This window comes from Streptomyces caelestis (genome assembly GCF_014205255.1).
Taxonomy (GTDB): Bacteria; Actinomycetota; Actinomycetes; order Streptomycetales; family Streptomycetaceae; genus Streptomyces; species Streptomyces caelestis.
This window is the reverse complement of sequence record NZ_JACHNE010000001.1, coordinates 3,926,057-3,952,114: the sequence shown is the minus strand read 5'-3', so window position 1 is coordinate 3,952,114 and position 26,058 is coordinate 3,926,057. Positions and strand designations below refer to the sequence as shown.

Sequence of the window (26,058 nt, the reverse complement as noted above, 5' to 3'; positions counted from 1 at the left end):
CCCCTCTCCACCTGGAGAACGCATGCGTATCCGAGCCACTGTGGCCGCCGTCACCGGCGCCCTGGCCCTTTCCGCCTTCGCCGTGCCGGCCGCGCAGGCCGCCGAGCCGAAGGTTCCCGCGGAGATCGCCGCCGCGAGCGAGGTCGCCCACGCCGACTCCGGCCGGTCGGCCTTCGCCGCCGCCGCGGACGGCACGCCCTACGCCATGAACGCGACCTTCTCCTCCGTCAAGGTCAACAACGGCAAGAACATCGCCGTCGGCACCACCAACCTGGTGAAGGTGCCCGTCACCTTCAAGCTGACGCACGGCACGGACGTCGACATCCACGCGGCCGACTTCTTCGCGGGCATCGAGCTGTACCGCGGTGCCTCGTTCGAGGAGTCGATCTTCTACTTCGACAGCGACGACGCGAGCTGCACGGACTCCTCCGCGACCGTCGCCAACTGCAAGGCCACCGTCGAGATCCACCCGTACGCGCTGCTGAACGAGGACGCCGGCTCCTGGAAGGCCGCGGGCTTCGCGGTCGCGTTCAACGGCGAGGACCCGGAGAACCCGAACCTGGACAACGTCGGTGTCGCGGTGACGGACCCGACCAACTCCTTCAAGCTGCAGCGCTACTCGAAGCTGACGGTCAACGCCTCGCCCGAGCCGGTGAAGAAGGGCAAGACCATCACCGTCACCGGCAAGCTCTCCCGCGCCAACTGGGACGACAACAAGTACCACGGCTACACCAACCAGTCGGTGAAGCTCCAGTTCCGCAAGAAGGGCTCCGACACCTACACCACGCTGAAGACCATCAAGTCGAACTCCACGGGCGAGCTGAAGACCACCGTCACCGCCTCCACCGACGGCTACTTCCGCTACTCCTTCGCGGGTACGACGACCACCCCGGCGGTCAACGCCACGGGTGACTTCGTCGACGTGAACTGACGCTGACACCAGCACCGTTCTCACGGCGCGCCGCCGGTCCCGGGTTCTTCCCGGGCCGGCGGCGAGTTCTTTACCGGGAGGCGGGTTCCTTCACGCGCGTGCCAAACGTCGCGGATGCCGCGGCAAAATCCGCAACCCGCCGTACAACCCCACCCGGGGCTCGTGGATCTGATCGCGTGAGTCAACAGACTCCTAGATCACTTCTCCCCCTGGGGAACACATGCACATCCGAGCCACCGTGGCCGCCGTCACCGGCGCCCTGGCCCTTTCCGCCCTCGTCGTTCCGGCCGCGCAGGCCGCCGACGCTCCCTCCGGCAAGGCGGCCTTCGGCTCCGCCGCGTCCGGCGCCGAGTCGGGCAGCACCACCACGTCGACCCTCGACGTCACCTTCTCCGACATGAAGGTCAACAGCGGCAAGAACATCGTCGTCGGCACCACGAACGTGGTCAGCGTCCCCGTCACCTACACCGTGACCCACGCCGCGGACCTCGACACCAGCTCCGACAACTTCGCCACCGGCCCGCTGATCTACCACGGCTCCTCGATGGACACCGCGGACAACGTCCTCATCAGCGACGACCCGGCCACCTGCACCGCCGCCTCGTCGACCGTCCTCAACTGCAAGGGCGTCATCAACATCCGCCCGGCCGACGGCGATCTGTGGAACTCCGACGCCGGCACCTGGGGCGCCGGCGCGCTCGCCGTCACCAGCAACGGCGACGAGAAGACGCAGGGCGGCCTGGGCAGCACCAAGGTGCAGCGCTACTCCAAGCTGACCGTCAACGCCGGCCCCGAGCCCGTCTACAAGGGCAAGACCATCACGTCCACCGGCAAGCTCTCCCGCGCCAACTGGGAGGACAACGCCTACCACGGCTACACCAACCAGCCGGTCAAGCTCCAGTTCCGCAAGGCCGGCACCAGCACGTACACCACGGTCAAGACGGTGTACTCCGACCAGTACGGCAACCTGAAGGCCACCACCACCGCGACGTACGACGGCTACTGGCGCTTCAGCTTCGCGGGCACCACGACGACCCCGGCGGTCAACGCCACGGGTGACTACGTCGACGTCAGGTAACCGCGGCCAAATCCTGGGACAGGCCTAGGCCGGGAAGCGGCGGTCCACCACCCTCCACGTCAGCTCCAGGGTGGCCGCCGCCACCACCGCGATACCGACCGCCAGCCACGGCATCGTCACGCCGACCAGCTTCAGCGCGAAGAAGTCCTGGAGCCACGGCACGACGAGCACCAGCACGAAGGCCCCGGCCATCGTCGCCACCAGGGCGACGCGCCACCAGGTGTAGGGGCGGGCGATGATCGCCAGGACCCACATCGAGATGAGGAACAGCGTGAGCGTCGCGGCGCTGGTCTCCGCGGCCAGCGCGTCCGCGCCCGTGTAGTGCTGCCGGGCGATCAGGTAGGTCGCGAAGGTCGCCACCGCGGCCAGCACCCCGCCCGGGATCGCGTACCGCATCACCCGCCGCACGAAGTTCGGCTTCGCGCGCTCCTTGTTGGGCGCGAGCGCGAGGAAGAAAGCCGGGACGCCGATCGTCAGGGTCGACAGCAGCGTCAGGTGGCGCGGCAGGAACGGGTACTCGACCTGCGAGCAGACCACCAGGATCGCCAGCAGCACCGAGTAGACCGTCTTGACGAGGAACAGCGTCGCGACGCGCGTGATGTTGCCGATGACCCGGCGGCCCTCCGCCACCACCGACGGCAGCGTCGCGAAGCTGTTGTTCAGCAGCACGATCTGCGCGACCGCCCGGGTCGCCTCCGACCCGGAGCCCATCGCGACGCCGATGTCGGCGTCCTTCAGGGCGAGGACGTCGTTCACGCCGTCGCCCGTCATCGCGACCGTGTGCCCGCGGGACTGCAGCGCGCCCACCATGTTCCGCTTCTGCTGCGGGGTGACCCGCCCGAACACCGTGCCGTCGTCGAGGGCCCGCGCCATCCCCTCCTGCTCGGCGGGCAGCCGCCGCGCGTCCACGGTGGTGCCGGACAGCCCCAGCTTCGACGCGACCGCGCCGACCGACACCGCGTTGTCGCCGGAGATGACCTTGGCGGCCACGTTCTGGTCCTCGAAGTAGCGCAGGGTGTCCGCCGCGTCCGGCCGCAGCCGCTGTTCCAGGACCACCAGCGCGGTGGACTTCGCTCCCTCGGCCACCTCCGGGTCGTCGAGATCCCGGTCGACCCGGGCGAGCAGCAGCACCCGCAGGCCCTGCTCGTTCAGCCGCTCGGTCTCGGCGAGGGCCGGGTCGTCGTCGGGCAGCAGCACGTCCGGCGCCCCGAGCAGCCAGGTGCTGCTCTCCCCGCCGGTCTCGACGAACGCGGCGCCGCTGTACTTGCGGGCGGAGGAGAACGGCAGCGCCTGGGTGCAGCGCCAGTCCTCGACGGCCGGGCAGGCGTCGATGATCGCCTTGAGAGAGGTGTTCGGCCGGGGATCCGACGCGCCGAGGGCGCCGAGCACCTGGCGTACGTGCGGCTCGTCGGCGCCCTGCAGGGGCCGCAGCTCGGTGACGTCCATGCCGCCCTCGGTGAGGGTGCCGGTCTTGTCGAGGCAGACGGTGTCGACCCGGGCCAGCCCCTCGATCGCGGGCAGCTCCTGCACCAGGCACTGCTTGCGGCCCAGCCGGATGACGCCGATGGCGAAGGCGACCGAGGTGAGCAGGACCAGCCCCTCCGGGACCATCGGGACGATGCCGCCGACCGTCCGCGCGACGGAGTCCTTGAAGGCGCTGTCCTTCACGACCAGCTGGCTGATGATCAGGCCGATCGCGGTCGGGACCATCATCCACGTGACGTACTTGAGGATCGTGGAGATGCCGGAGCGCAGCTCGGAGTGGACGAGGGTGAACCGGGACGCCTCCTCCGCCAGCTGCGCGGCGTACGCCTCGCGCCCGACCTTCGTGGCCTGGAAGGCCCCGCCGCCCGCGACCACGAAGCTGCCCGACATCACCTGGTCGCCGGGGCGCTTGACGACCGGGTCCGCCTCGCCGGTGAGCAGCGACTCGTCGATCTCGAGACCGTCGGCCTCGACGCAGACCCCGTCGACGACGACCTTGTCGCCGGGCCCGATCTCGATCAGGTCGTCGAGGACGATCTCGGAGGTGCTGACCTGGCCGGAGGCCCCGTCCCGGCGGACGGTGGGGCGCACCTCGCCGATCAGCGCGAGCGAGTCCAGCGTCTTCTTCGCCCGCCACTCCTGGACGATCCCGATCCCGGTGTTGGCGAGGATCACGAAGCCGAACAGGCTGTCCTGGATCGGCGCGACGACCAGCATGATCAGCCAGAGCACGCCGATGATCGCGTTGAAGCGGGTGAAGACGTTCGCGCGGACGATGTCGACGGTGGAGCGGCTGCTGCGCACCGGCACGTCGTTGACCTGGCCGCGCTCCACCCGTTCGGCGACCTGAGCCGTGGTCAGGCCGGTCTCGCGTGAGGTGATCGTCGCAGGCCGCGCGGAGTTCGGCCGGGCGCCCGCGTCGAGATGCGTCATGCATTCGACGGTACGTGCGGATTTGCCGCTTCACCTGCCGAATGCGGGGAAGATCCGACCTGGGAAGGACGGACGTCATGCCCTGGTCGTACGGCAGTTGTACGCCCTCGGCCCACCGTCGGACCCTGGTGCCACGCGCGGTGTCAGCCCGCCCGGCGCGCGGTGAGCAGCAGGTACTCCCACTCCAGGGCGGTCCCGCCCTCGCCTGTGCCCAGGCCGCCGTCGCGGGCCAGGTCCGCCAGATCGCGGTCCAGGGCGGCGGTGCGCTCGGGATCGCCGGCGATGTTCTTGTAGACGGTGATCGTGGGGCCGTAGCGCTCCTTGAAGTAGTCGCGGAACGCCTCGGGCGTCTCGAAGCGGTCGACCCGGACGGTCCGCCGCTCGGCGTGGACGTCCGTGACCCGGTCGCCGAGGAGCGCGCGCACATGGTCCTCGTCCCCCCACAGCGGGGGCGGCTGCGCGCCCGGCGGAGGCGGTGGCGCGTACGGCTTCAGCGTGGCGAACATGCGGCCGATGAAGCCCTGCGGCGTCCAGCTCAGCAGGCCGATGGTGCCGCCCGGACGGCAGACCCGGACGAGTTCGTCGGCGGCCCGCTGGTGGTGCGGTGCGAACATCACCCCGACACAGGACATGACGACGTCGAACTCGGCGTCACCGAAGGGCAGGGCCTCGGCGTCGGCCTCCTGCCACGTGAGGCGGGCGCCCTGCTGCTCGGCCACGCGCCGGCCGGCCTCGAACAACTCGGGGGTCAGGTCGGATGCGACCACGTCCGCGCCGGCCAGGGCCGCCGGGATCGCGGCGTTGCCGGTGCCGGCGCCCACGTCCAGCACCCGCCGGCCGGAGCGCACCCCGCACGCCTCGACCAGGACCGCCCCGAGACCGGGGATGACCTCGGCGGCCAGGGACGGGTAGTCGCCCTGCGCCCACATCGCCCGGTGCCTGGCCTTCAGAGTCCGGTCGGCCTCGGCCGCGCTGTTCTGCGTCGTCATGGCTGCGCTCCTCACCGGTTGCACGGTGTTCCCCGCGGCGGCTTCGGTGCCGCTTCTTCGAGCGTAGGGAGGCGGGGGCCGCCTTTCTCGTCGAGCGGATGGAGCGGCGGCGGTCGTTTCCGGCCGGTGGCCGCGGGCTCGGCCCTGCGGCGCCGGGGCGCTGGGACGCCGGGGCTGCCCACGGGGCCCCTAGTCGGCCTGGGGAGTAACCGTCAGGTCCTTCTCCGCGGCCCGCTTGATCGCGGCCTCGCGCCTACGGACGTACCAGATGCCGATCAGCCCCAGCCCGCCCCCGGCCAGGCAGGTCCACAGCCACCACGTGTGGCCGTGGTCGTCGAACCAGCCGTAGAAGGGGAGCTGGACCAGGAACAGGACGAACCAGAGGATCGTGAGGCCGGTGACGGTGGCGACCACGGGGCCCTCCAGGGGCTCCGGCGCCTCGTGTCTGGGGGTCCATTTCGCCATGGGGACAGCTTACGAGGCGATCAGGTCTACGCGCGGAGATGTGCGATCGGGGTTTTATATGTTCATACTGAAACGGTTTGTGTCTGACCACTTCTCTTCGTAGGAATCACCAAACACATGTCCTCCTCGGCTCCCGCCAAGGTCCCCGCCCCTGAACAGCCGGGAGCCGGGCCCACGTACGGCGCACTCGACCGCTTCTTCCGGATCTCCGAGCGGGGCAGCACGCTCTCCCGTGAGGTCCGGGGCGGTCTCGCCACCTTCTTCGCGATGGCCTACATCATCGTGCTGAACCCGATCATCCTCGGCAGCGCCAAGGACATGTACGGTCACCAGCTCGACAACGGACAGCTGGTCACCGCCACGGCCCTCACGGCCGCGCTCACCACCCTCCTCATGGGCGTCATCGGCAACGTGCCGATCGCGCTCGCCGCCGGCCTCGGCGTGAACTCCGTCGTCGCCCTCCAGCTCGCCCCGCGCATGTCCTGGCCGGACGCGATGGGCATGGTGGTCCTCGCCGGGTTCGTCGTCATGCTGCTGGTCGCCACGGGGCTGCGCGAGCGCGTGATGAACGCCGTCCCCTACGGGCTGCGCAAGGCCATCTCCATCGGCATCGGCCTGTTCATCATGCTGATCGGCCTCGTCGACGCCGGCTTCGTCTCCCGGATCCCGGACGCCGCCCACACCACCGTCCCGCTCCAGCTCGGCGGCGACGGCCACCTCGACGGCTGGCCGGTCCTGGTGTTCGTCCTGGGCGTGCTGCTCACGCTCGCCCTGATCGTGCGCAAGGTCTCCGGCGCGATCCTGATCTCGATCGTCGCCATGACGGTCGTGGCCGTGGTCATCGAGGCCGTGGCCAAGGTGCCGAGCTGGGGCCTCACCACACCGAAGTGGCCCGGCAACCCGTTCGCCAGCCCTGACTTCGGGCTGGTCGGCCAGGTCAGCCTGTTCGGCGGCTTCGGGAAGGTCGGTGTGCTGACGGGTGTGCTGTTCGTCTTCACCGTGCTGCTGTCGTGCTTCTTCGACGCGATGGGCACGATCATGGGTGTCTCCGACGAGGCGAAGCTGACCGACGCGCAGGGGCAGATGCCCGGCATCAACAAGGTGCTGTTCGTCGACGGCCTCGCGGTCGCCGCCGGCGGTGCCAGCTCCTCCTCGGCGACCACCGCCTTCGTCGAGTCCACGGCCGGTGTCGGCGAGGGTGCCCGGACCGGCCTGGCGAACGTCGTCACCGGCGGTCTCTTCGCCGTCGCCCTCTTCCTGACGCCGGTCGCCACGATGGTGCCCTCCCAGGCGGCCACCCCGGCCCTGCTCGCGGTCGGCTTCCTGATCCTGGCCGGCTCAGTCAGGGAGATCGACTGGGCGGACCACACGATCGCCATCCCGGCCTTCGTGACGATGGTGATGATGCCGTTCACGTACTCGATCACCAACGGCATCGGCATGGGCTTCGTCACCTTCGTGGTCCTGCGCCTGGCGGCCGGGCGGGGCCGGGAGGTGCCGACGGCGATGTACGCGGTCGCGGCGGTGTTCGCGTTCTACTACCTGATGCCGGCGCTGGGCCTGACCTGAGCCGATCCGGAGTCGCGTGATCCGGAGCGCGCGATCACGTGACTCCGTAGAACCTCTCCGTCTTCTCGACGGCGGTCTGGAACCGCTCGTCGAAGTCATCTCGGACGAGCGTCCGGACGACGTAGTCCTGGACGCTCATTCCCCTCCTCGCGGCATGCTGCCGGAGCCGCTGAAGCAGCTCATGGTCTATTCGCAGGCTGAGCACGCTGGTCCCCATGACCTGAGGGTCCCGGCACCCTTCGGTGCGGTGTGTCACGTTCCACCGCCGGATCACCCATATGAGTGATGTCACGCTTCAGTGGCCAGGGTCACGGCATCCATGCGTGTCCCGACTAGTCTTTAGCGAGAGTAATGAGTTACGCTAAAGAACATGCCGGACCTCAGCCATGGCGACGACGCAGCCGCCGTGAACTCCCTCCGATCCGCCGTGATGCGGCTGTCCCGTCGGCTCAAGCACCAGCGGGTCGACGAGTCGCTCAGCCCCACCGAGATGTCGGTGCTCGGCACCCTGTCCCTGTGCGGCAAGGCCACCCCGGGCGAGCTCGCCCGCAAGGAGCATGTCCAGCCGCCCTCGATGACCCGCATCGTGGCGCTGCTGGAGTCCAAGGGACTGGTCCGTCTGGAGCCGCACCCCGAGGACCGGCGCCAGAAGGTGGTGACGCGCACCGAGCAGGCCGAAGCGATGCTCGAGGAGAGCCGCCGCAAGCGGAACGCGTTCCTGGCCTCGCTGGTGGAGAACCTCGACGAGGACGAGTGGGCGAAACTGCGCGCCGCCGCCCCCGTGCTGGAGAAGCTCGCGCATCTGTAAGCCGTACGTCGCAAGGAGGCGAACCCTTTGAGTTCGGGACCCGGAGCAGCTTCCGTCCCCGCACCTGATCCCCACGACTCCCCGCCCACCTCCGACACACACCCGCGCACGTCCTCGATGTTCTCCTCCCTGAAGGTCAGGAACTACCGCCTGTTCTTCATGGGCCAGGTCGTCTCCAACATCGGCACCTGGATGCAGCGCATCGCCCAGGACTGGCTGGTTCTCAGCCTCACCGGCTCCTCGGCGGCCGTCGGCATAACGACGGCACTCCAGTTCCTGCCGATGCTGCTCTTCGGCCTCTACGGCGGCGTCCTCGTCGACCGGCTGCGCAAGCGGCCCACCCTGCTCGTCACCCAGTCGTCGATGGCCCTCACCGCTGTCGCCCTGGCCGTCGCCGTCCTCACCGGCCACGTCCAGGTGTGGCACGTGTACGTCGCCGCCTTCGCGGTCGGTCTCGCCACGGTGGTCGACAACCCCGCCCGGCAGTCCTTCGTCTCCGAACTGGTCGGCCCGCGGCAGTTGCAGAACGCGGTCAGCCTGAACTCGGCGAACTTCCAGTCCGCCCGCCTGGTCGGTCCCGCCGTCGCGGGCCTACTGATCACCGGCGTCGGCACCGGATACGCGTTCCTCTTCAACGGCCTGTCCTTCATCGCGCCGCTCACCGGCCTGCTGCTGATGCGCGCCCGCGAACTGCACGTCGTCGAGCGGGCCCCGCGCGGCAAGGGGCAGCTGCGTGAAGGCGTGCGCTACGTCACCGGCCGTCCGGAGCTGATCTGGCCGATCGTCCTGGTCGGGTTCGTCGGCACCTTCGCCTTCAACTTCCCCGTCTACCTCTCGGCCTTCGCGGACGACGTTTTCCACGCGGGCGCGGGCGCGTACAGCATGTTCAACACGCTGATGGCGGTCGGCTCGGTCGCGGGCGCCCTGCTCGCGGCGCGGCGCGGCACCGCCCGGCTGCGGCTGCTGATCGCGGCGGCCCTGGTCTTCGGCACGCTGGAGATCGTGGCGGCCACGGCACCGGCACTGTGGATGTTCGCGCTGCTCATGGTCCCGCTGGGCCTGTTCGGCATGACGGTCAACGTCACGACGAACACCAGCATCCAGATGGCCACGGACCCGGCCATGCGCGGCCGTGTGATGGCCCTCTACATGATGGTCTTCCTCGGCGGCTCCCCGGTCGGCGCGCCGATCGTCGGCTGGGTCACCGACACGTACGGCGCCCGGGTCGGCCTCGCGGCCGGCGGTGCCGTCGCGGCCGTCGCCGCGGCCGTGATCGGCCTGATCCTGGCCCGCGTCGGCAACCTCCGCCTGTCGGTCGGCTGGCACCGCGGCCACCCACGGGTGCGGTTCGTCCCCCGGGAGCAGCAGGAGGAACTGGCACCGGCGGCGTAGCGCCGGGCGGGGGCGGCAGACTGGCCGTATGAGACTCTTCGCCGCCGTGCTGCCCCCCGACGAGGCGCGTCGTGAACTCGGCGCCGTGGTCGACGAGATGCGCAAGCTGCCCGGCGCCGACGGGATGCGCTGGACCGGCCGTCCCGGCTGGCACTTCACGCTCGCCTTTTACGGTGAGGTCGACGACGACCTCCTCCCCGAGCTGTCGGCCCGCCTGGAGCGCGCCGCGCACCGTACCGCACCCTTCCCGCTGGCCATGCGGGGTGGCGGTCAGTTCGGGCACGGCAAGGCGCTGTGGGCCGGGGCCGAAGGTGATCTGGCGACCCTGCGGCTGCTGGCCGAGCGGGCGGAGGCGGCGGCCCGGAAGGCGGGTGTGCCGATGGGGGAGCACCGCCGGTACAAGGCCCACCTGTCGGTGGCACGGAGCCGGGAGGCAGGGGACGTGCGAGCGTATGTGGACGCCCTGGCGGGGTTCACGGGCCGGACCTGGACGGTGGACGAGCTGGTGCTGGTGCGGAGCAATCTGCCGACGTCGGGGGTTCCGGGGGAGCAGCCCCGGTACGAGGCGGTCGGCCGCTGGGCGCTCGGCGGCGCCGGTTAGGCTCGGTGGCGTGGACCCGAAAACCCGCAACCGGATCATGGCCGGTGTGCTCGTGCTGATGTTTCTCGTCGTCGCCTTGGCTTCCGTGCTCGGGAGGTAGGGCGGTGGGGGAACTGCGGACGGCTGCTCCTCGGCCGCGGGCCGGTGGGGGCCGGTCGCGCAGTTCCCCGCGCCCCTGACGGGGCGCTTGCCCTCACGGCGTTACCAGGCGAAGGCCTCCGGTGACGGGCCCGGGCCCGGGAAGATCTCGTCCAGGCCGGTCAGGAGCTCCTCGGACAGCTCCAGCTCGGCCGCGCGCAGGGCGGAGTCGAGCTGTTCGGCGGTACGGGGGCCGACGATCGGGCCGGTCACGCCGGGGCGGGTGAGCAGCCACGCCAGCGCGGCCTCGCCGGGCTCGATGCCGTGCTTCTCGAGCAGATCCTCGTAGGACTGGAGCTGCGCACGGGTGGCGGGGTCGGCGAGCGCGTCGGCCGCGCGGCCGGAGGTGCGGCGACCGCCCTCGGCCTGCTTCTTGATCACACCGCCCAGCAGACCGCCGTGCAGCGGCGACCAGGGGATCACACCGAGCCCGTAGTCCTGAGCGGCCGGAATGACCTCCATCTCGGCACGCCGCTCGGCGAGGTTGTACAGGCACTGCTCGCTGACCAGCCCGATGGTCCCGCCCCGCCGGGCGGCGATCTCGTTGGCCTGGGCGATCTTGTAGCCGGGGAAGTTCGACGACCCGACGTAGAGGATCTTGCCCTGCTGGACCAGGACGTCGATCGCCTGCCAGATCTCCTCGAACGGTGTGTTCCGGTCGATGTGGTGGAACTGGTAGACGTCGATGTAGTCGGTCTGGAGCCGCTTGAGGCTTGCGTCCACGGCCCGCCGGATGTTGACGGCGGAGAGCTTGTCGTGGTTGGGCCAGGCCGGGCCGTCTGCGCCCATGTTGCCGTACACTTTCGTGGCGAGGACGACCTTGTCGCGCCGCCCCTCGCCCTTGGCGAACCAGTTGCCGATGATGCTCTCGGTGCGGCCCTTGTTCTCGCCCCAGCCGTACACGTTCGCGGTGTCGAAGAAGTTGATGCCCGCGTCCAGCGCCGCGTCCATGATGGCGTGGCTGCCGGCCTCGTCGGTCTGCGGACCGAAGTTCATGGTGCCGAGGACGAGCCGGCTGACCTTGAGTCCCGTGCGTCCGAGCTGTGTGTACTTCATGCTGCCCAAGCCAACGTCTTGAAGTGCGCTCCAGGCAAGGCCGATACCTGGAGAGCGTGCCTGCCTCCCCGCTTTCTCCACGGCGGCCCGCTGCGGCGGCCGGATGGGACGTCAGTCGCGGGGGAACTCGTCGGTCTTGAGGGTGAGGCCGATGTCCGTGATGGTGAGATCGACGTCCACGCCGAAAACGACCGCCGTCTCCGTGAGGTAGTCGCCGTCCTTGGGCTGGGTGTACAGGTGGCACTTGCCCTGGTACGGGTCGGCGATGAGGTAGACGGGGACTTCGGCGAGGGCGTAGGCGGTCTTCTTGGGGCCGTAGTCGTTGTGGGCCGTGCCCTTCGAGATGACTTCGGCCACGAACTCGATGTCCTGGCAGCGCCAGAGGCCCTTCTCGTTCTTCTCGGCTCCCTCGGCTACGAGGGTCACGTCGGAGGCGAAGCCGTTGAGGTGCCCCGGGTAGTCGACGCGGACGTCCGACTTCACGCGCTTGCGCGGGTACTTGGTACGCAGCTGCTCGTAAATGTCGGCGATGATCTCCCAGTGCGTGTCCCGCTGCGGCGACATGAAGATGGCCCCCTCGACGATCTCGACCTTGTAACCCTCGGGGGTGGTCCGCTCGAGCGACTCGAACAGCTCGTCCAGAGTCAGCTCGTCGTCTGCCTCGGCCATCTCGATCCTGTCTTCAAGGACGGTCATCGTGGCGCTCCTCCCCGGCCACCCCATGGACGTGGGCAGCCGCGCAGTACAACGATACGCACGGTGACCACGACACGGGGAAGAGCGCATATGCCAGAGCAGCCCGGCACCGACCACCTCGTCCAGCTTCTCCGCACCACCCTCGGCGACACCCTCCTCGGCATCTACCTGCACGGCTCCGCCACCCTCGGCGGTCTCCGCCCGCACAGCGACATCGACGTCCTGGCCGTCGTGCGGGAGTCCACGACGCACGCCCAACGCCGGGTGCTGGTAGAGGAGTTGCTCAAGGTGTCCGGCGTGGCCGGGCGGCGGCACGTCGAGCTGATCGCCGTCGTGCAGGACGACGTACGGCCCTGGCGCTACCCGCCGACCTGCGACTTCCTCTACGGCGACTGGCTGCGCGAGGACTACGAGCGCGGAGTGACCCCGGCCCCCGAACCCAGCCCCGACCTCGCGCCTCTCCTCACGATGGTCCTGCGCGCCGACGCCCCGCTCCACGGGCCGCCGCCCGCCGAGCTCCTCGACCCCGTCCCGCACCACGACCTCAGGCGCGCCATCGTCGTCGGCGTGCCGGAGCTCATGGACGAACTGGACACCGACACCCGCAACGTGCTGCTCACCCTCGCCCGGATCTGGACCACCCTCACCACCGGGACCATCCGCTCGAAGGACGCGGCAGCCGAGTGGGCGCTCGACCGGCTCCCCGCCGAGCACCGGCCCGTCCTCGCCCGCGCCCGGGCCGTCTACCTGGGGGAGGAGGCGGAGCGCTGGGACGACCTGGCGCCCCGGCCCTGCGCGGAGTTCCTGACCCGGGTGATCACCGAGAGTTACTGCTCGTAGGGCTCGCCGAGGTCCCAGGCCTGGTACATCGCCTCCGCGAAGGCCGCCGCGATCTTGTGCTCGCCGCTGTCGTTGGGGTGGGTGCCGTCGTAGGTGTCGGCGTGGACGTCGTACGACGGCGGGGTCGAGGCCAGGAGGACGGGCGAGCCGGGCTCGTCGAGGTCCGCGGCCGTCTTCGCCAGCAGTTCGTTGAAGCGGACGACCTCGGCGGCGAAGGCCGGGTCGGACTCGGCCCGCACGTTCGGGGTCACCGGCAGCCACACCATCCGCACCCGCCGGTTCGCCGCCCGTGCCTCGGCCGCGAAGGCCCGGACGTTCTCGGCGGTCTGCCCGGCGTTCGTGTAGAAGCCCAGGTCGATCAGGCCGAGGGAGACCAGGAGCACGTCCGCGCGGCACGACCGCACCGCCTCGCCGATCAGCGGCGCCATGTGCAGCCAGCCCTCGCCCCAGCCGGCCAGGTGGGCACGCGGGAAGTCCGGGTCGGCGTACGCGTACGAGGTCGGTGCGTCAGCGAGCTTGTCGTGGAGCGTCTCGCGCGGGCCGACGAGGGTGAAGGGGCCGCCGTAGGACCGGCGCAGGTGCTGCCACATCCGGTAGCGCCACGTGTGTTCGCCCGCGCTCCCGATGGTCATGGAGTCACCGACGGGCATGAACCTGAGCATCCGCTCATCATGAACGATCAGGGCGCCGGACGGGGTGTGAGTCGGGCCACGCGCCATGATCGGCCTCGGCCGTGGAACTGTCTCAGGGCCCTTCTGATGGCTCTTGCCGGGGCGGGTGGATCAGCGCTCGGGCTGGGCACTTGCGCCAGCTCACCGGCCTGAGCCGCCGCCACCTCCAGCGCATCGAGTCCGACCTGCTCAGCATTGCCACCGCCCTCGACACTCGCGTCTCCGTCCTCGTCGACTGACACCCGGAAGCCGCCGCGGGAAGGCCCCACCCAACCGCCACGGGGGGAAGCAGACGAGCGGGGCCGGTCAGGAGGACGTCAGACCTGCTGCCAGGTCACCCTCTGCGCCTCGGGGGTAACGATGATCTGGAAGCGGTCCAGGGCCGGGGAGCCGTTAGCCCGCCACCGCAGCACATGGTCCTCGACGGCGTCCCACAGTTGCACCGGCCCGCCCTGGCGGACGATCCAGTGCTCACCGTCCTGAGTGAGGGCTGCCCAGGCGCCGACCTCCACGTCGACCAGGACCTGTTGGGTCGTGTCGGCGATCGTCAGGCTGAGGCGCTGCGCGCGCGGGGCTGCCAGCTGCGCGACGAACCGCGCGACCCAGTCGTCCAGGACATCAGCACCGACCGGCGTCGTCCGCTCCTGCCCGGCGTCGAAGTCGGGGAGCATGCCGAGCGGGGGCGGGAGCTGCGGGCGGGCGAGCATGAAGGAGACCTGTCCGCCGAGGAACTGACCGTGGGCCACCCCGTCGTGGCCGACGGTCAGCCTGGCCAGCTCCGAGGAGTACAGCCAGCCGCCGAGCGTGGCAAGGATGATGCCGCCCGGCTTGGTCTGCTCGATCCATGTGTGCGGTAGCTCCAGCACGCCGCAGGTGGCGACCAGCCGGTCGTATGGGGCGCCCTCCTTGTGCCCGTCCAGGCCGTCACCGACGACCAGTTCGGGGAAGTAGCCGCAGGCGCCGAGGGCGGTGCCGGCTCGGCGTGACACTTCGGGGTCCACTTCCACAGAGGTGGCCAGGTCGTCGCCGAGCCGGTGGCAGAGCAATCCGGTGGAGTACCCCGTGCCAGTGCCGATCTCCAGTACCCGGTTACCGTCCTCGACCCGGAGGTCCTCCAGCATGCGGAGGACCAGGTTCGGCTGTGTGCTGGAAGAGGTCGGGACACGCATGATCTGGCCACGGATGTCGCCGGGCACGATGGTGCCGGCGATCTGCGTGACCAGCGACTCGTCGGCGTAGCAGCGTTCCAGCCAGCCGTCGGTGTCGGCCAGGACCGGCCGCCAGGCGGTCGGGGCGGAGCCTTCGACCCGCTCGAAGAAGCCGCCGCGGAGGAACTCGTGCCTGGGCACCCCTTCGACGGCCTGCCACCACGGCTCGGTGCGCAAGGCGCCGGCCCCGGCAAGCTGGTCGGCCAGCGCCCGGCGCAGGGCGGCGGAGTCCATGACACTCATCAGCGGTTCTTCCCTTCCAGGAGGTCGGCCATGGCCGCGAGCATCGGCAGTCCGGTCTCGGGTTCCAGCCAGTACCACTGGCCGGACGGATTGCACTCCAGGAACCACCATTGCCCCCGGCCGTCGATAGCGAAGTCGAAAGCGCCGAAGACCAGCCCGAAGTGGGCCAGGTATGCGTGGAGGGCATCGGTAACTCCGGGGGGCGGTTGGGCGACGGAATAGCGCAAGCGGCCATAGTCGGTGCGCCAGTCCAGCAAGTCCGAGTCCATACGGACGGCGAAGACCTGGTCACCGATGACGGTGACCCGTACGTCTGCGGCCTTGTCGACGCGCTGCTGGAACAGGTGCGCAGTCCCGGAGACGGCCTCATCGATGTCGTCGGCCCGGACTTCGGCAACCTCAACGGTGCACGAGACGCCGTCGATGCGGTACAGCGGCGCCGACAGCGGCTTGTAGATCACAGGGCTGTACTGCTTGACGAAGTCCCGGGCCGTGTCCGGGTCGGAGGTGATGACCGTAGGCGGCAGGCGGAAACCCGCTGCCGCCGCGGCGGCCAGGCCGGACGGTTTGAACTCGGCATCCCCAATGCGGTGCGGGTGGTTGACGTACCGGCAGCCCGGCAGCGAGGCCAGAATGCCGCCGAGCCCGTAGCGGGCCTGGGTGATGGCGAACCGAGCGTCCTGCTGATCCAGGTGGGGGAAGGCGAAGCCGGAGGGCCGGCGATAGTACAGGGAGCGGATGCCAGACAGGTCTGCTGACCGGGACGGCGTGGACAGTGTGCCCTCCACGCCGTTCGACGTGATCGTGGCCGCGACCGACAGGGCGTGGGGGAAATCCCCCGAGTCGAACCGCACGACCGGGACGTCCCGGTCGTGCAGCTCGCTGATCACCACGTCGGCCGTGGGGTCGTCCAGGTTGGTGACGACCAGCACCGGGCCGGAATCGGTCACTGGTCGCTGTCGTTCCCGGTGTCCTGGTCACCGCCGCCGCCGCTGCCGCCACCGCCCTGGCCGTCGGATGGGTTGCCGGTGTTGGTCGGCGGGTTCGTCCCGGTGCTGGTGCCGTGCTTTCCCATCTCCAGCACCTGTCCATCGGCGTCGAAGTAGCGGGCGGTCTGGGTGGCGGGGTCGAGGTCGGTCCGTGCGTAGCCTGGGGCGAACGCCGGGTAGGGCGCCATGCGCCGCAGGCCCCACGGGACGGGGGTTGAGGCGCCGGACGGCAGCGGCGTCCCGGTCGGGAGCCGATCGGAATGAGCAAACAAGGGGCTTCCTCTCTTTCCGTTGGGTGTGAGGTACGGCCCGCCCTAGGGCTCGGCCTGTTCAGGTTCGGGGAGGCGGGGCGGGCGTCTGTGGTGCCACCGTGACCCTGCGGTCGCCGTGGGGCCCCTCACGCCAGGACGGGGCGACCGCGCGTCAGCGGCAGCGTGTGGCGCACGCGGCGTGGACGCGGCCCGACCGGGCCGCCCCACCAGGCGGGCGGCCGACGTCGTACGGCTCCCACGCGTCGTCGCCATCGATCAGCCGGTCGCACAACAGACACATCCTGAGGCCAGCGAGGCTGTCGTGATGGCCGACCAGGGACACGACCGATCGCGCCAGCCGCTCCACCCGCTCAACCTCACCTTGCAGGCCCGCGGCCTCAGGCTCGCCCATGCGGCTGCGAGCCTCGGCGATCGCTGCGAGAGCCACGTTCGCCGGGACGTCGTCGGCGGACTGGGCGGCGGCGAGCTTCTCGATCTGCGGGATCATCTGCTCGATGAAGGCACGGAAGTCGGCCTCGAAGCTCTTGACGGTCTGGTGGCCCAGCAGCGTGGGCTGCTCGATGAACCAGGTCGCCTGACTGGCCATGGTGACAACGGTCGAGGCGAGCGCCTCTGTGTCGTGGGTGGCGTTCATCGCGCATCCCCCCACGGGCCTGCCTGGGCGCCCGCGTACACGCCCTCGCCCAGGCGCGCCACGTAGGGCCGGACCAGGACGCCGCTCTCCTCCCATGGCGGAGGCGCTTGCCGGTCCCGGCGGTGACTGCGGGCGGCCATCAGCCGTGCGCCGCAGACCTCAGGCGACGGGTGGGGAGAGGTCGTGGGGAGCACGGCGCGCGAGGCGGTGCGGCGATGTCGGCCGGGAGTGCGCGGTCCGAACAGCACCGCTCTTACCCATTCGAGTGCTCGTGATAGGAATTCCATTGTCGACGCTCCTCAGCAGCGTTGGCCGCGCCCGGGGCCGTGTCAGCGGTCGCCGGGCTTCGTCATTTCCGGCAGCCGGACACAGCACGGCCGCTTTCGCGGCACGCTGGCACGGCACAACAAAAAGACTGGACCGGTCCACCGGTCCAGTCAAGCGACTTGGATGCGTTGCTACCTCATCGGGTACGTGTCCGTCTCTTCGAACACGTGCGACGGCGTGACACCGATCTCGCACACCAGGGGACGTCGGTCCTGGTCATACGCCACGTGCAGCACGACGGCCACCGCCACAGGCTGATCCACTTTCAGCACGCCGGCTTCCTCGTCACTGGCCAGACGGACCGTCGTGATGTCGACACCTTCAGCGGGCGACCGACCGGTTTCACGCCGCACATAGTGCGTGGTGCCTTCGGCGATAGGTCCATTCAGGGCCAGCCGGGGCGCCAGGTCGGCGACCGCCGGCGGGAACCACGCGGTGACGAGCGTTCCCGGAGAACCGTCGTCGAGAAGCACCAGACGCCTCCGCCGCAACGCAGTCTCGCCGGGCTTCAGCCCCAGGGCATCGATCACGTGCGCGGGCGGGACGACTCGGTCAGGCACCCCCAGTCGCCGGTACGGCGCGCCGCCCGTGACGCGGCTTGAGCCAGCTCGGCGTCCGCCCGCAGGACGCGCGATCGGCGCCTCGACGACCGTGAACCCTGCTCCCTGCTCCCTGCCGGGCCACGACGAGGCCATCGGCCCGTAGCACGTCGTATGCCTTGACGACCGTGGCCCTCGACACGCTCCACTGCTCGGCCAGATCACGACCTGACGGCAGCAGCTCACCCGGGCCGAACTCACCGTTGGCGATGCGCGTGCGCAGGTCGTCGGCGATCTGCTCGTACTTCAGCAGAGGCATGGCTTTCTTCCGATCACTGGACTGGTCCACCGGCAGGCCACCAGAATGCTCGCATGACGAGCCCTGAGCTAGCGCCGGAGATCACGCGGTTCTACAGCGAGACCATCGACGAGGCGGACAGGCTGACCACCACTGCCGACGGACGCCTGGAGATGGTACGCACGCAGGAGCTGCTGCGCCGACACCTCCCCCAGCCACCAGCCCGGGTCCTCGACGTCGGCGGAGGCCCCGGCGCCCACGCCCGCTGGCTTGTGAAGGACGACTACACCGTGCACCTCGTCGACCCGATCCCACGCCACATCGAGCAGGCCAAGGACACGGGCGCCACGGTGGAGCTCGGGGACGCCCGCCGGCTCACCGGCGAGGACGCCTCATACGACGTCGTGCTCCTGCTCGGCCCCCTCTACCACCTCATCGAACGCGCCGACCGCGACCGAGCCCTCGCCGAGGTGTACCGCGTACTCAAGCCAGGCGGCCTCCTGGCGGCCGCGGGCATCAACCGATACTCGTCCCTGTTCGAACACGCCGCCTTCGCCCACCTCCACAAAGAGGCGGTGCAGGTGAGCATCGGCGGCATCCTGCGCAGCCAAATCCACGACGGGAAGAAAGCGTTCACCGCTGCCTATTTCCACAGCGGCGAGCAGCTGCGCAACGAGGTCGCCGCGGCCGGGTTCGAGGGAGCCGAGGTCTTCGGCATCGAGGGCCCTGCCTGGTCGATGCTTGCGGCAGCCGAGCGCAACACCGGCGGCGACTTCCGCGACTCGGCCCTCTTCGAGTCGGCACTGACCGCAGCGCGCATGGCCGAGCCCTACCCCGAGCTGCTGGCAGCGAGCTCCCACCTGCTGGCGATCGGACGCCGACCGGCGTGATGCGCCCTCACTGCGCGAGCCGGACGCCACGTGTTTCGGTGCCCCGGCGGCGACGGGGGGTACGCAGCCGGAGCACCGGTACAGCGCCCGGCGTGGCAGCAGAGGCCCTGCGAGCTGCGGAGAACCTTCTCGCTCTGCTGTCCGCCAGCCGGTGCGCGCCTTTGGCACCGAGGCGCAGATCCACATCAGCAGGGCCGCCGCACACCTTGGCAGCGGGGAGGCCGAGGGCGCCCTCGAAGCGTTCGCTCCGGTGCTGGTGCTCCCCCCGGACCACCTTGGGCCCCCGACGAGGTCGGTTACTGCCCGTGCTGCCAGGGGCTCACCTGTCGCAGTGGGCGCAACGCTCAGGTCCTGTGCCCTGCCTGCCAGGCCATCGAGCGGAGACACGATTAAGCCCCCGCTGCTCGGGAGACAGCAGGGGCACCCCTCCCCGTGGCAGCAAAGAGGGGACTACCACCGCCCCGGGAGGTGCCGGCCACTGAGGGGGGCACCGGTGAGACGGTGGAGCGACGACAATGCGCCACTGCGGCCGAAGAGGGCAAGAGTCCGGACATGTCCAAAGCCCCCGCCGCCCGATGGCGGCTCTGTATACCGTCTGTAGAGAGCAGCCGTCACCGAACAGCACACGATGAACCGCGGAGCGGGATGGCAGGCTTGGGGGCATGCGCCGACCTTTCGCCCTCCTCGCCGCGGCCCTTCTCGTGGGCGCCCTCGCCGTGCCCGCCTCCGCCGCCGACGGGGACGAGGAATTCACGATCAAGGACCCGCGCATCACCGAGTCCAGCGGCCTGGCGGCCTCGCGGCAGCACCCCGGCATCTACTGGACGCACAACGACAGCGACGACGGGGCGTACCTGTACGCCGTCGACAGCGCGACGGGCGAGACGGTCGCGACGATCACCATGACCGGCGTGGGCAGCCCGCGCGACGTCGAGGCCATCTCCATCGGGCCCGGCAACCAGATCTACGTCGGCGACATCGGCGACAACCTCGGCGGGACCTGGCCGCACGTCTGGATCTACCGGCTGCCGGAGCCGAAGAACCTGCGCGACCAAACGATCCGGGCCACGCAGTACGTCGTGAAGTACTCCGACGGGGCCCGCGACGCCGAGTCGCTCGTCGTGCATCCGAAGACCGGCCGGGTCTACATCGTCGACAAGAACGCTAAGGGCGGGCATCTCTACGAGGGCCCGGCCGAACTGTCCCCGTCCGGGACGAACGTCTTCCGGCCCGTCGCTGCCGTGCCCGACCTGGAGGCCACCGACGCCACGCTCTCCCCGGACGGCGAACACCTCGTCGTCCGCAGCTACTTCGGCGCGATCGCGTACGACTGGAACGGCGGGGAGATCAAGCGCAAGGAGCGGCTCGGCGTGCCGTTCCTCGGGCAGGGGGAGTCCGTCACCTACACCGCCGACGGGACGCGGCTGATGTACGGCTCCGAGGGGGCCGACAGCTCGGTGGAGGGGCAGGACGCGCCCGGTGGTGACTCCAACTCCCCGTCCGGCAGCGGTAGTTCGGCCACACGGGATGGCGGCGGCAGCGGCGAGGGACTCAGCGGCGATCTCAAGACCGGCGCCATCGCCGTGGCCGTCGCCTGCGCCGTCCTGTTCGGTCTGCGCGGGCTGAGGCGACGGAGGTAGCAGCGAGGCGACGGCCTACGAGGCCGACTCGCCCCGGCGTCGCGCCACGAGTACCTCCAACCCGTCCAGGATCCGCTGGAGTCCGAACCCGAAGTGGTCGAAGTCGGGTCCGAACGTGTCCTCGGAGAGCGACGCCATGACGGGGTAGCGGCCCGAGGCCAGGACCTTCTCCAGCACCGGCACCTGTGCCTGCCAGAACTCCGCGTCCGTCAGGCCCGTCCGGCGCTCGGCCTCCTGCTGGTAGAGCTGCGTGCGCGCGGCCCCGACGACGTACCCGTCGATCATGACGATCGCGGAGACCAGTTCGGGGTCGGTCAGCCCCATCGGGCGGATCAGGGCGAGGACCTTCTCCATGCCGTCCAGGGCGCTCGGACCGAGGATCGGGCGGGACTGGTTGACCTGGAGCAGCCAGGGGTGACGGCGGTAGAGGGCGAGGATCTCGCGGGCCATGGCCTCCAGGGCGGCGCGCCAGCCGCCGTCGCCCAGGTCGGCCGGATTCTCGGAGGGGCGCTGGACCCGGTCCAGCATCAGGTCGAGCAGCTCTCCCTTGCCGGGGACGTACCGGTAGAGCGACATGGTGCCGGTGCCGAGTTCGGCGGCGACGCGGCGCATGGAGAGCCCCTCCAGGCCTTCCGTGTCCGCGACCTGGACGGCCGCTTCCACGATCCGGTCCAGGGTCAGGGTCGGCTTGGGGCCGCGGCTGGGACGCCGGCCGGTGTCCCACAGCAGTTCGAGGGTGCGGGCGATGTCGCCGCTGCCGCTGGTCTCCGTACTGCCCGCACCGCCTGTACTGCCCGTACCGCCCGTACTGCCTGTGCCGCTCGTACCGCTCGTACCGCTCGTGCCGCTCTCCATGAGCTCAGCTTAGGTCCCCCGCGAAAAACTGGGTACGGCGTACGCGCAATCGAGTACGCTGTACCCAGTTCGGTGCCGGACGCAGGGCACGAGCACACGGGAGGGGCGGCATGGACGGATACGTGGTGCGGGCCGAGGCGCTGGAGAAGCGGTACGGCGAGAAACGCGCCCTCGACGGCTTCGACCTGGCAGTACGCGAGGGCACGGTGCACGGCCTGCTCGGGCCGAACGGGGCGGGCAAGACCACCGCCGTCCGCATCCTGTCCACGCTGATCCGGCTGGACGGGGGCAGCGCGACGGTCGCCGGCCTCGATGTCGCCCGGCAGCCGCGCGAGGTGCGGGCCCGGATCGGGCTCACCGGGCAGTACGCGGCGGTGGACGAGGTGCTCACCGGCCGGCAGAACCTGGAGATGTTCGGCCGTCTGTTCCACCTGGGCGGCAAGCGGGCCAGGCTCCGGGCGGCCGAACTGCTGGAGCAGTTCGACCTGACCGACGCCGCCGACCGGGGCGTCGGCAAGTACAGCGGCGGCATGCGGCGCCGCCTCGACCTCGCCGCGTCGATGATCCTCACCCCGGCCGTCCTCTTCCTGGACGAGCCGACGACCGGCCTCGACCCCCGCAGTCGCGGGGAGGTCTGGGAGTCCGTACGGGCGTTGGTGGCGGGCGGCACGACCGTGCTGCTGACCACGCAGTACCTGGAGGAGGCCGACAAGCTCGCCTCCCGCATCACCGTCATCGACCAGGGGCGGGCCATCGCCGACGACACCCCGGACGGGCTGAAGAACCTGGTCGGCGGCGACCGGATCGAGGTCGTGGTCGCCGAGCGGGCCGAGATCCCGCGGGTGGTGAAGGTGGTCGCCCGGGTCACGGACGGCGAACCCGAGGCGGACGAGACCGAGTTGCGGGTGCACGCACCGGTCACCGACCGGGTCACGGCACTCACCGAGGTGGCGCGGACCCTCCAGGACGAGGGCGTCCGCGTCGAGGACATCGGGCTGCGCAGGCCGAGCCTCGACGACGTGTTCCTGCGCCTGACCGGACACCGGACCGAGAAGGAGGCCGCAGCGTGACTGCCGTCGACCTGAGCCCGCCCAGCACGCGCGGCCGCACCTACTGGCTGCTCGCCGACTGCTGGAACATCGTCCGCCGCGGCCTGACCCACTACCGGCGCCAGCCCGTCAACATCGCCTGGCAGCTGGGCTTCCCGATCCTCTCCGTGCTGCTCTACGGCTATGTCTTCGGCAGCGCCATGAAGGTGCCGGGCGGCGGCGACTACACGGACTACCTGATGCCCGGCATGTTCGCGATGACCATGGCGTTCGGCTTCATCAACACGGCGACCCTCGTGGTCTACGACTCCACCAAGGGCGTCATCGACCGCTTCCGCTCCATGCCGATGGCGTCCTCCGCCGTGGTGGCCGGGCGCGGCGTCACCGATCTGATCGCCGCCTGCGCCGAGTTGGCCATCATGATGCTCACCGCGCTCGCCATGGGCTGGCGGCCGGACGGTGGCCTCGGCTTCCTGGCCGCGTTCGGGCTGCTGCTGTGGCTGCGGTTCGCGCTGATCTGGATCGGTGTGTGGCTCGGCCTGCTCGTGCCCAACCCGGAGGCCGCGGGCGGTCTGTTCGCGGTCGCCTTCCCGCTGACCATGATCTCCAGCATCTTCGTCGCGCCGCAGGACATGCCCGACTGGCTGGGCTGGGTGGCGGTCTGGAACCCGATCTCCTCGACGGCGGCGGCGACCCGCGAGCTGTTCGGGACACCGGTCAGCGGTGACACCTGGGTCGAGCAGCACGCGCTGCTGATGGCCGGGGTGTGGCCGGTGATCCTGACGCTGGTCTTCCTGCCGCTGGCGGTGCGGCGGTTCCGGAAGCTGAGCCGGTGAGCGCCGGGGGAGCGGCGCGGTGTGGTGAGCGTCGCTCCCCCTCCGGGGGATGTCCTGCCCGGCCCGGCCGACCGGGCCGGAGACCGGATCACCTGGCGACGAAAACCACTCGGAACATCTTCGGCCACCATTTGCCGGTGAGCAGGAACTCATCGCTGCCCGGGAGGGCGGCGATGCCGTTCAGCACCTCGGCGTGCTGCTGCTCCTTCGAGGTCAGTAGCCCAGAGGCATCGATCTGAGCGGTCACCGCGCCGGTGCCCGTGTCGACGCGCACGATCCGGTCGGAGGGCCAGACATTGGCGTACACGCGGTCGCCCACGCATTCCAGCTCGTTGAGCCGCGGCACCGGACGGCCTTGGAGGGTGACGAGGAGCTCACCGGTCGGGGCCAGCGTTCGCGGGTCCCGGAAGGTCAGCCGAGCGGAACCGTCACTGGTGACCAGCCGGCCGCGCCCCGGCTGGTGGCATACCCCCCAGCCCTCCGTCGGGTAGGGGAGACGACGCAGCTCGGCCAGGGTTCCGGCGTCCCGTTCGATCGCGATGTGGTCCCGCCAGGTCAACTGCCACAGCGTCCTTCCGAGGACGGTGACCCCCTCCCCGAACAGCGGTGCCGGCAGGTCGGCACGGACGGTGAGAGGCCGGCCGGGCGGGCCCAGGCGGATCGACGACTCGCCGGCCCTGCCCGTCCCCTCGTACAGGATTCGCCCGGCCATCTCGAGGCCCTGCGTGTAGGCCTTCGGGTCGTGGGGCAGGACATCGAGGACCCTGACCCCTAGTTGCTCGACCGACCCTGCCGCAGACCCGGCCGCGGCCTGCGTTCGCACCGGTGAGCGGTCGTCAGCCGCACACGAGGCAAGCAGTGCCGAGCCTCCCAGGGCCGCGGCCGCGACGGCCGGGAGCGCCAGGAGCGCACGCATCCGCGCGGACCGGCCCATCGGCCGGGAGACGCGAACCGCCACGCCGGGTCCCCGGCGCCCGCGAACGCCGGGCCGGCAGCGCGGCGCCTGCCGGGCGACGCCCTGGCCGGCCATACGGTCCTGGCCGTCCGCGGCGTCCCCCCTTCGCTCAGTGATGGTCTCCGCCTTCCTTGGCACTCGCCGGGGTGGTGTCCTTCCCCGTCGGCGCGGCCGGAGCGGGGAAGACGCCGATCGTCGCCGGTCTGCCCCGGTGGCGGAGCCGGGGCAGGAGCCGGAGCCGCTCCCGGCGTCCCGAGGTCCTGGGCCGGTACGCGTACCCGTAGCCGTACTGCTCGCTGTCGCGCTTGGCGGGCACCATGTTGAGGACGCTGCCGAGCACAGCGGCGCCGACGTCCTGCAGGGCGCGCACGGCGTCGGTGACCTGGCCCCGGGTGCTCTTCGCGTACCGGGCCGCCAGCAGGTAGCCGTCGACCGCCGAGGCCATCGCCGGTGTGTCCGCCACGGGGAGGACCGGGGCGGTGTCGATCACCACGTGGTCGAACCTGTCGGCGAGCGAGCGCACCACGGTGCGGAACTGCGCTGAGCCCAGCATCTCCGCCGGGTTCGGCGGCAGCGCTCCGCTGGCCAGCACCGAGAAGGAGCCCGCCGACTGCATCACGTCCTCGGTGTTCGCCTGGCCGATCATCACGGTGGTCAGTCCGGCGTCCTGCACCAGGCCGAGCGCAGAGGCCACGCTGGGGCGTCGCAGGTCCGCGTCGACCAGGCAGACCGAGGAGCCGAACTCGGCAAGGGAGGACGCCAGGTTGATCGAGATGCTCGTCTTCCCCTCACCGGGCACTGCGCTGGTGACCGCGATGACCTTGGGCGGAGCGTCGATGTCCACGAATCGGAGGTTGGTGCGCAGCCGTCTGAAGTCCTCCGCCCGCCGGCCGAACGCGTCGTCGTCCGTCGCCACCGCGTGCCGGGAGGCACTCTGGTCAAGGACGACGCTGCCGAGTACGGCCGGTCCGCCGGTGTCGGCGAGACACCGGGTCAGGTCGCTGCGGCTGCGCACCGAGGTGTCCAGCGACTCCCGCGCGACCGCCAGGCCGGTACCGAGACCCAGACCAGCCACGAGCCCGAGCGCGAGGTTGAGCACCAGGTTCGGGGAAGCCGGCGCCTTGGGGCTGGTGGCGTGCTCGGTGATGCTCAGCCGGACGGGCGAGCGCCGGGCGCCCTCCGGTCGTTCGATCTCGGCGATGACCTCGGCGAAGCGGTGGGCGATCGCGTTGCTGATCCGGGCCGCCCGGGACGGTCGGGTGTCCGTGACGGTGATCTTGAGAAGTACCGTTTCGAGAGGTACCTCCGTGGTGATCTTTCGGGCCAGTTGCGAGGGCGTCATGTCCAGGCTCAGATACTCGGCGACCGGTTCGGTCACGTGGGGGCTGGTGACCACTTCGGCATAGGAGCGGACGCGAGCCTGGGCGAAGGTGTTGCCCTGTTGGAGCTTGACCGTGTCGTCCCAGTCCTGGAGAGACACGAAGAGCGTCGAGGTGGCCCGGTACTGCGGTGTGGTGGTGTGGGTGACGTACGCGCCGACCGCTGTTCCCAGCAGGCCCAGCGCCGCGATGACGCGCCAGCGCCTGACCAGGAATCGAAGGTAGTCGGACAGATCCAAGGTATCCATCCCAGGTGTGCAAAGGGCCACAATATTGACATTCGCTACCTGAG

At 70.3% G+C, this 26,058-nt stretch carries 25 protein-coding genes and 1 pseudogene; 11 read left to right on the top strand and 15 right to left on the bottom strand.

Translation table 11 applies throughout. The features are described 5' to 3' along the window. Positions 1–22: 22 nt before the first annotated feature. A complete protein-coding gene (locus HDA41_RS17815) occupies positions 23–931 on the top strand; it encodes a hypothetical protein (RefSeq protein WP_184985117.1) in 909 nt (302 codons plus the stop codon). Between the two features lie 220 nt (positions 932–1,151). Further along, positions 1,152–2,009, top strand: coding sequence for a hypothetical protein (locus HDA41_RS17810; protein ID WP_184985115.1), 858 nt, complete (start codon positions 1,152–1,154; stop codon positions 2,007–2,009). Positions 2,010–2,033: 24 nt separating this feature from the next. Here the strand turns inward: HDA41_RS17810 and HDA41_RS17805 are convergent, their stop codons facing one another. The 3 genes from HDA41_RS17805 to HDA41_RS17795 all read right to left on the bottom strand — a co-directional run bounded on the left by HDA41_RS17805 (position 2,034) and on the right by HDA41_RS17795 (position 5,881). Next, the gene (locus HDA41_RS17805; protein WP_184985113.1) at positions 2,034–4,427 is read right to left on the bottom strand and encodes an HAD-IC family P-type ATPase; all 2,394 of its coding nucleotides are present in this window, start codon (positions 4,425–4,427) and stop codon (positions 2,034–2,036) included. 143 nt (positions 4,428–4,570) lie between these two features. Then, positions 4,571–5,416: a class I SAM-dependent methyltransferase gene (locus HDA41_RS17800; protein WP_184985111.1), complete on the bottom strand. Its 846-nt coding sequence runs from the start codon at positions 5,414–5,416 to the stop codon at positions 4,571–4,573. 189 nt (positions 5,417–5,605) lie between these two features. After that, on the bottom strand, positions 5,606–5,881 hold the full coding sequence (locus tag HDA41_RS17795; RefSeq protein ID WP_184985109.1) for a DUF2530 domain-containing protein: 276 nt from the start codon (positions 5,879–5,881) through the stop codon (positions 5,606–5,608). Between the two features lie 117 nt (positions 5,882–5,998). Between HDA41_RS17795 and HDA41_RS17790 the strand changes: the two genes are divergently transcribed. Next, on the top strand, positions 5,999–7,450 hold the full coding sequence (locus HDA41_RS17790; RefSeq protein ID WP_184985107.1) for an NCS2 family permease: 1,452 nt from the start codon (positions 5,999–6,001) through the stop codon (positions 7,448–7,450). A gap of 34 nt (positions 7,451–7,484) precedes the next feature. Here the strand turns inward: HDA41_RS17790 and HDA41_RS17785 are convergent, their stop codons facing one another. Next, positions 7,485–7,667 carry a ribbon-helix-helix protein, CopG family gene (locus HDA41_RS17785; protein WP_184985105.1) on the bottom strand — a complete coding sequence of 61 codons (183 nt, stop codon included), beginning with the start codon at positions 7,665–7,667 and terminating at the stop codon, positions 7,485–7,487. Between the two features lie 153 nt (positions 7,668–7,820). Here HDA41_RS17785 and HDA41_RS17780 point away from each other — a divergent pair, with 153 nt between their 5' ends. Genes HDA41_RS17780 through thpR form a run of 3 tightly spaced genes read left to right on the top strand, consistent with a single transcriptional unit; the run spans position 7,821 to position 10,251 of the window. Then, positions 7,821–8,258 (top strand): MarR family winged helix-turn-helix transcriptional regulator, encoded by a 438-nt coding sequence (locus tag HDA41_RS17780; RefSeq protein WP_184985103.1) that lies wholly within the window; start codon positions 7,821–7,823, stop codon positions 8,256–8,258. A 27-nt stretch (positions 8,259–8,285) separates the two neighbouring features. After that, positions 8,286–9,650, top strand: coding sequence for an MFS transporter (locus tag HDA41_RS17775; protein ID WP_184985101.1), 1,365 nt, complete (start codon positions 8,286–8,288; stop codon positions 9,648–9,650). A gap of 28 nt (positions 9,651–9,678) precedes the next feature. Continuing rightward, positions 9,679–10,251, top strand: a complete 573-nt coding sequence (gene thpR, locus HDA41_RS17770; RefSeq protein ID WP_184985099.1) for an RNA 2',3'-cyclic phosphodiesterase — start codon at positions 9,679–9,681, stop codon at positions 10,249–10,251. 201 nt (positions 10,252–10,452) lie between these two features. On the opposite strand, the gene HDA41_RS17760 is transcribed toward thpR, so the two are convergent. After that, the gene (locus HDA41_RS17760) at positions 10,453–11,445 is read right to left on the bottom strand and encodes an aldo/keto reductase (RefSeq protein ID WP_184985098.1); all 993 of its coding nucleotides are present in this window, start codon (positions 11,443–11,445) and stop codon (positions 10,453–10,455) included. Between the two features lie 111 nt (positions 11,446–11,556). Then, positions 11,557–12,141 (bottom strand): Uma2 family endonuclease, encoded by a 585-nt coding sequence (locus HDA41_RS17755; protein WP_184985096.1) that lies wholly within the window; start codon positions 12,139–12,141, stop codon positions 11,557–11,559. Positions 12,142–12,231: 90 nt separating this feature from the next. Here HDA41_RS17755 and HDA41_RS17750 point away from each other — a divergent pair, with 90 nt between their 5' ends. After that, entirely contained in the window at positions 12,232–12,981 is a 750-nt protein-coding gene (locus HDA41_RS17750) for an aminoglycoside adenylyltransferase family protein (protein ID WP_184985094.1), read from the top strand. Here HDA41_RS17750 and HDA41_RS17745 read toward each other — a convergent pair. From HDA41_RS17745 to HDA41_RS17720, 6 genes and pseudogenes are all read right to left on the bottom strand, one after another. After that, positions 12,969–13,643 carry a GDSL-type esterase/lipase family protein gene (locus HDA41_RS17745; RefSeq protein ID WP_184985092.1) on the bottom strand — a complete coding sequence of 225 codons (675 nt, stop codon included), beginning with the start codon at positions 13,641–13,643 and terminating at the stop codon, positions 12,969–12,971. The two genes, HDA41_RS17750 and HDA41_RS17745, sit on opposite strands and share 13 nt — an antisense overlap. Positions 13,644–13,969: 326 nt before the next feature. Further along, entirely contained in the window at positions 13,970–15,103 is a 1,134-nt protein-coding gene (tgmC, locus tag HDA41_RS17740) for an ATP-grasp peptide maturase system methyltransferase (protein WP_184985090.1), read from the bottom strand. Next, positions 15,103–16,053 carry an ATP-grasp ribosomal peptide maturase gene (gene tgmB, locus HDA41_RS17735; protein WP_184985088.1) on the bottom strand — a complete coding sequence of 317 codons (951 nt, stop codon included), beginning with the start codon at positions 16,051–16,053 and terminating at the stop codon, positions 15,103–15,105. The genes tgmC and tgmB overlap by 1 nt, the downstream gene beginning before the upstream one ends. Then, complete coding sequence (tgmA, locus tag HDA41_RS17730) at positions 16,050–16,364, bottom strand: putative ATP-grasp-modified RiPP (protein WP_184985086.1); 315 nt, start codon at positions 16,362–16,364, stop codon at positions 16,050–16,052. Before tgmA ends, tgmB begins: the two co-directional genes overlap by 4 nt. A gap of 151 nt (positions 16,365–16,515) precedes the next feature. Further along, a complete protein-coding gene (locus HDA41_RS17725) occupies positions 16,516–16,998 on the bottom strand; it encodes a DUF6415 family natural product biosynthesis protein (RefSeq protein WP_184985084.1) in 483 nt (160 codons plus the stop codon). A gap of 458 nt (positions 16,999–17,456) precedes the next feature. Continuing rightward, a pseudogene (locus tag HDA41_RS17720) lies at positions 17,457–18,183 on the bottom strand (GntR family transcriptional regulator). 53 nt (positions 18,184–18,236) lie between these two features. On the opposite strand from HDA41_RS17720, the gene HDA41_RS17715 reads away from it, so the two are divergent. Both HDA41_RS17715 and HDA41_RS17710 read left to right on the top strand, forming a co-directional pair. Then, positions 18,237–19,052, top strand: coding sequence for a class I SAM-dependent methyltransferase (locus tag HDA41_RS17715; protein WP_184985082.1), 816 nt, complete (start codon positions 18,237–18,239; stop codon positions 19,050–19,052). Positions 19,053–19,714: 662 nt separating this feature from the next. Next, on the top strand, positions 19,715–20,692 hold the full coding sequence (locus HDA41_RS17710) for a WD40 repeat domain-containing protein (protein WP_184985080.1): 978 nt from the start codon (positions 19,715–19,717) through the stop codon (positions 20,690–20,692). A gap of 15 nt (positions 20,693–20,707) precedes the next feature. On the opposite strand, the gene HDA41_RS17705 is transcribed toward HDA41_RS17710, so the two are convergent. Then, complete coding sequence (locus HDA41_RS17705) at positions 20,708–21,547, bottom strand: TetR/AcrR family transcriptional regulator (RefSeq protein WP_230299607.1); 840 nt, start codon at positions 21,545–21,547, stop codon at positions 20,708–20,710. A 110-nt stretch (positions 21,548–21,657) separates the two neighbouring features. Here HDA41_RS17705 and HDA41_RS17700 point away from each other — a divergent pair, with 110 nt between their 5' ends. Both HDA41_RS17700 and HDA41_RS17695 read left to right on the top strand, forming a co-directional pair. After that, complete coding sequence (locus HDA41_RS17700) at positions 21,658–22,617, top strand: ATP-binding cassette domain-containing protein (protein WP_184985078.1); 960 nt, start codon at positions 21,658–21,660, stop codon at positions 22,615–22,617. Then, a complete protein-coding gene (locus HDA41_RS17695; RefSeq protein ID WP_184985076.1) occupies positions 22,614–23,432 on the top strand; it encodes an ABC transporter permease in 819 nt (272 codons plus the stop codon). The genes HDA41_RS17700 and HDA41_RS17695 overlap by 4 nt, the downstream gene beginning before the upstream one ends. An 88-nt stretch (positions 23,433–23,520) precedes the next feature. Here HDA41_RS17695 and HDA41_RS17690 read toward each other — a convergent pair whose 3' ends face one another. Then, on the bottom strand, positions 23,521–24,255 hold the full coding sequence (locus HDA41_RS17690; protein ID WP_230299606.1) for a glutaminyl-peptide cyclotransferase: 735 nt from the start codon (positions 24,253–24,255) through the stop codon (positions 23,521–23,523). Between the two features lie 241 nt (positions 24,256–24,496). Further along, positions 24,497–26,014 (bottom strand): tyrosine-protein kinase domain-containing protein, encoded by a 1,518-nt coding sequence (locus HDA41_RS17685; protein WP_184985074.1) that lies wholly within the window; start codon positions 26,012–26,014, stop codon positions 24,497–24,499. Between the last annotated feature and the right edge of the window lie 44 nt (positions 26,015–26,058).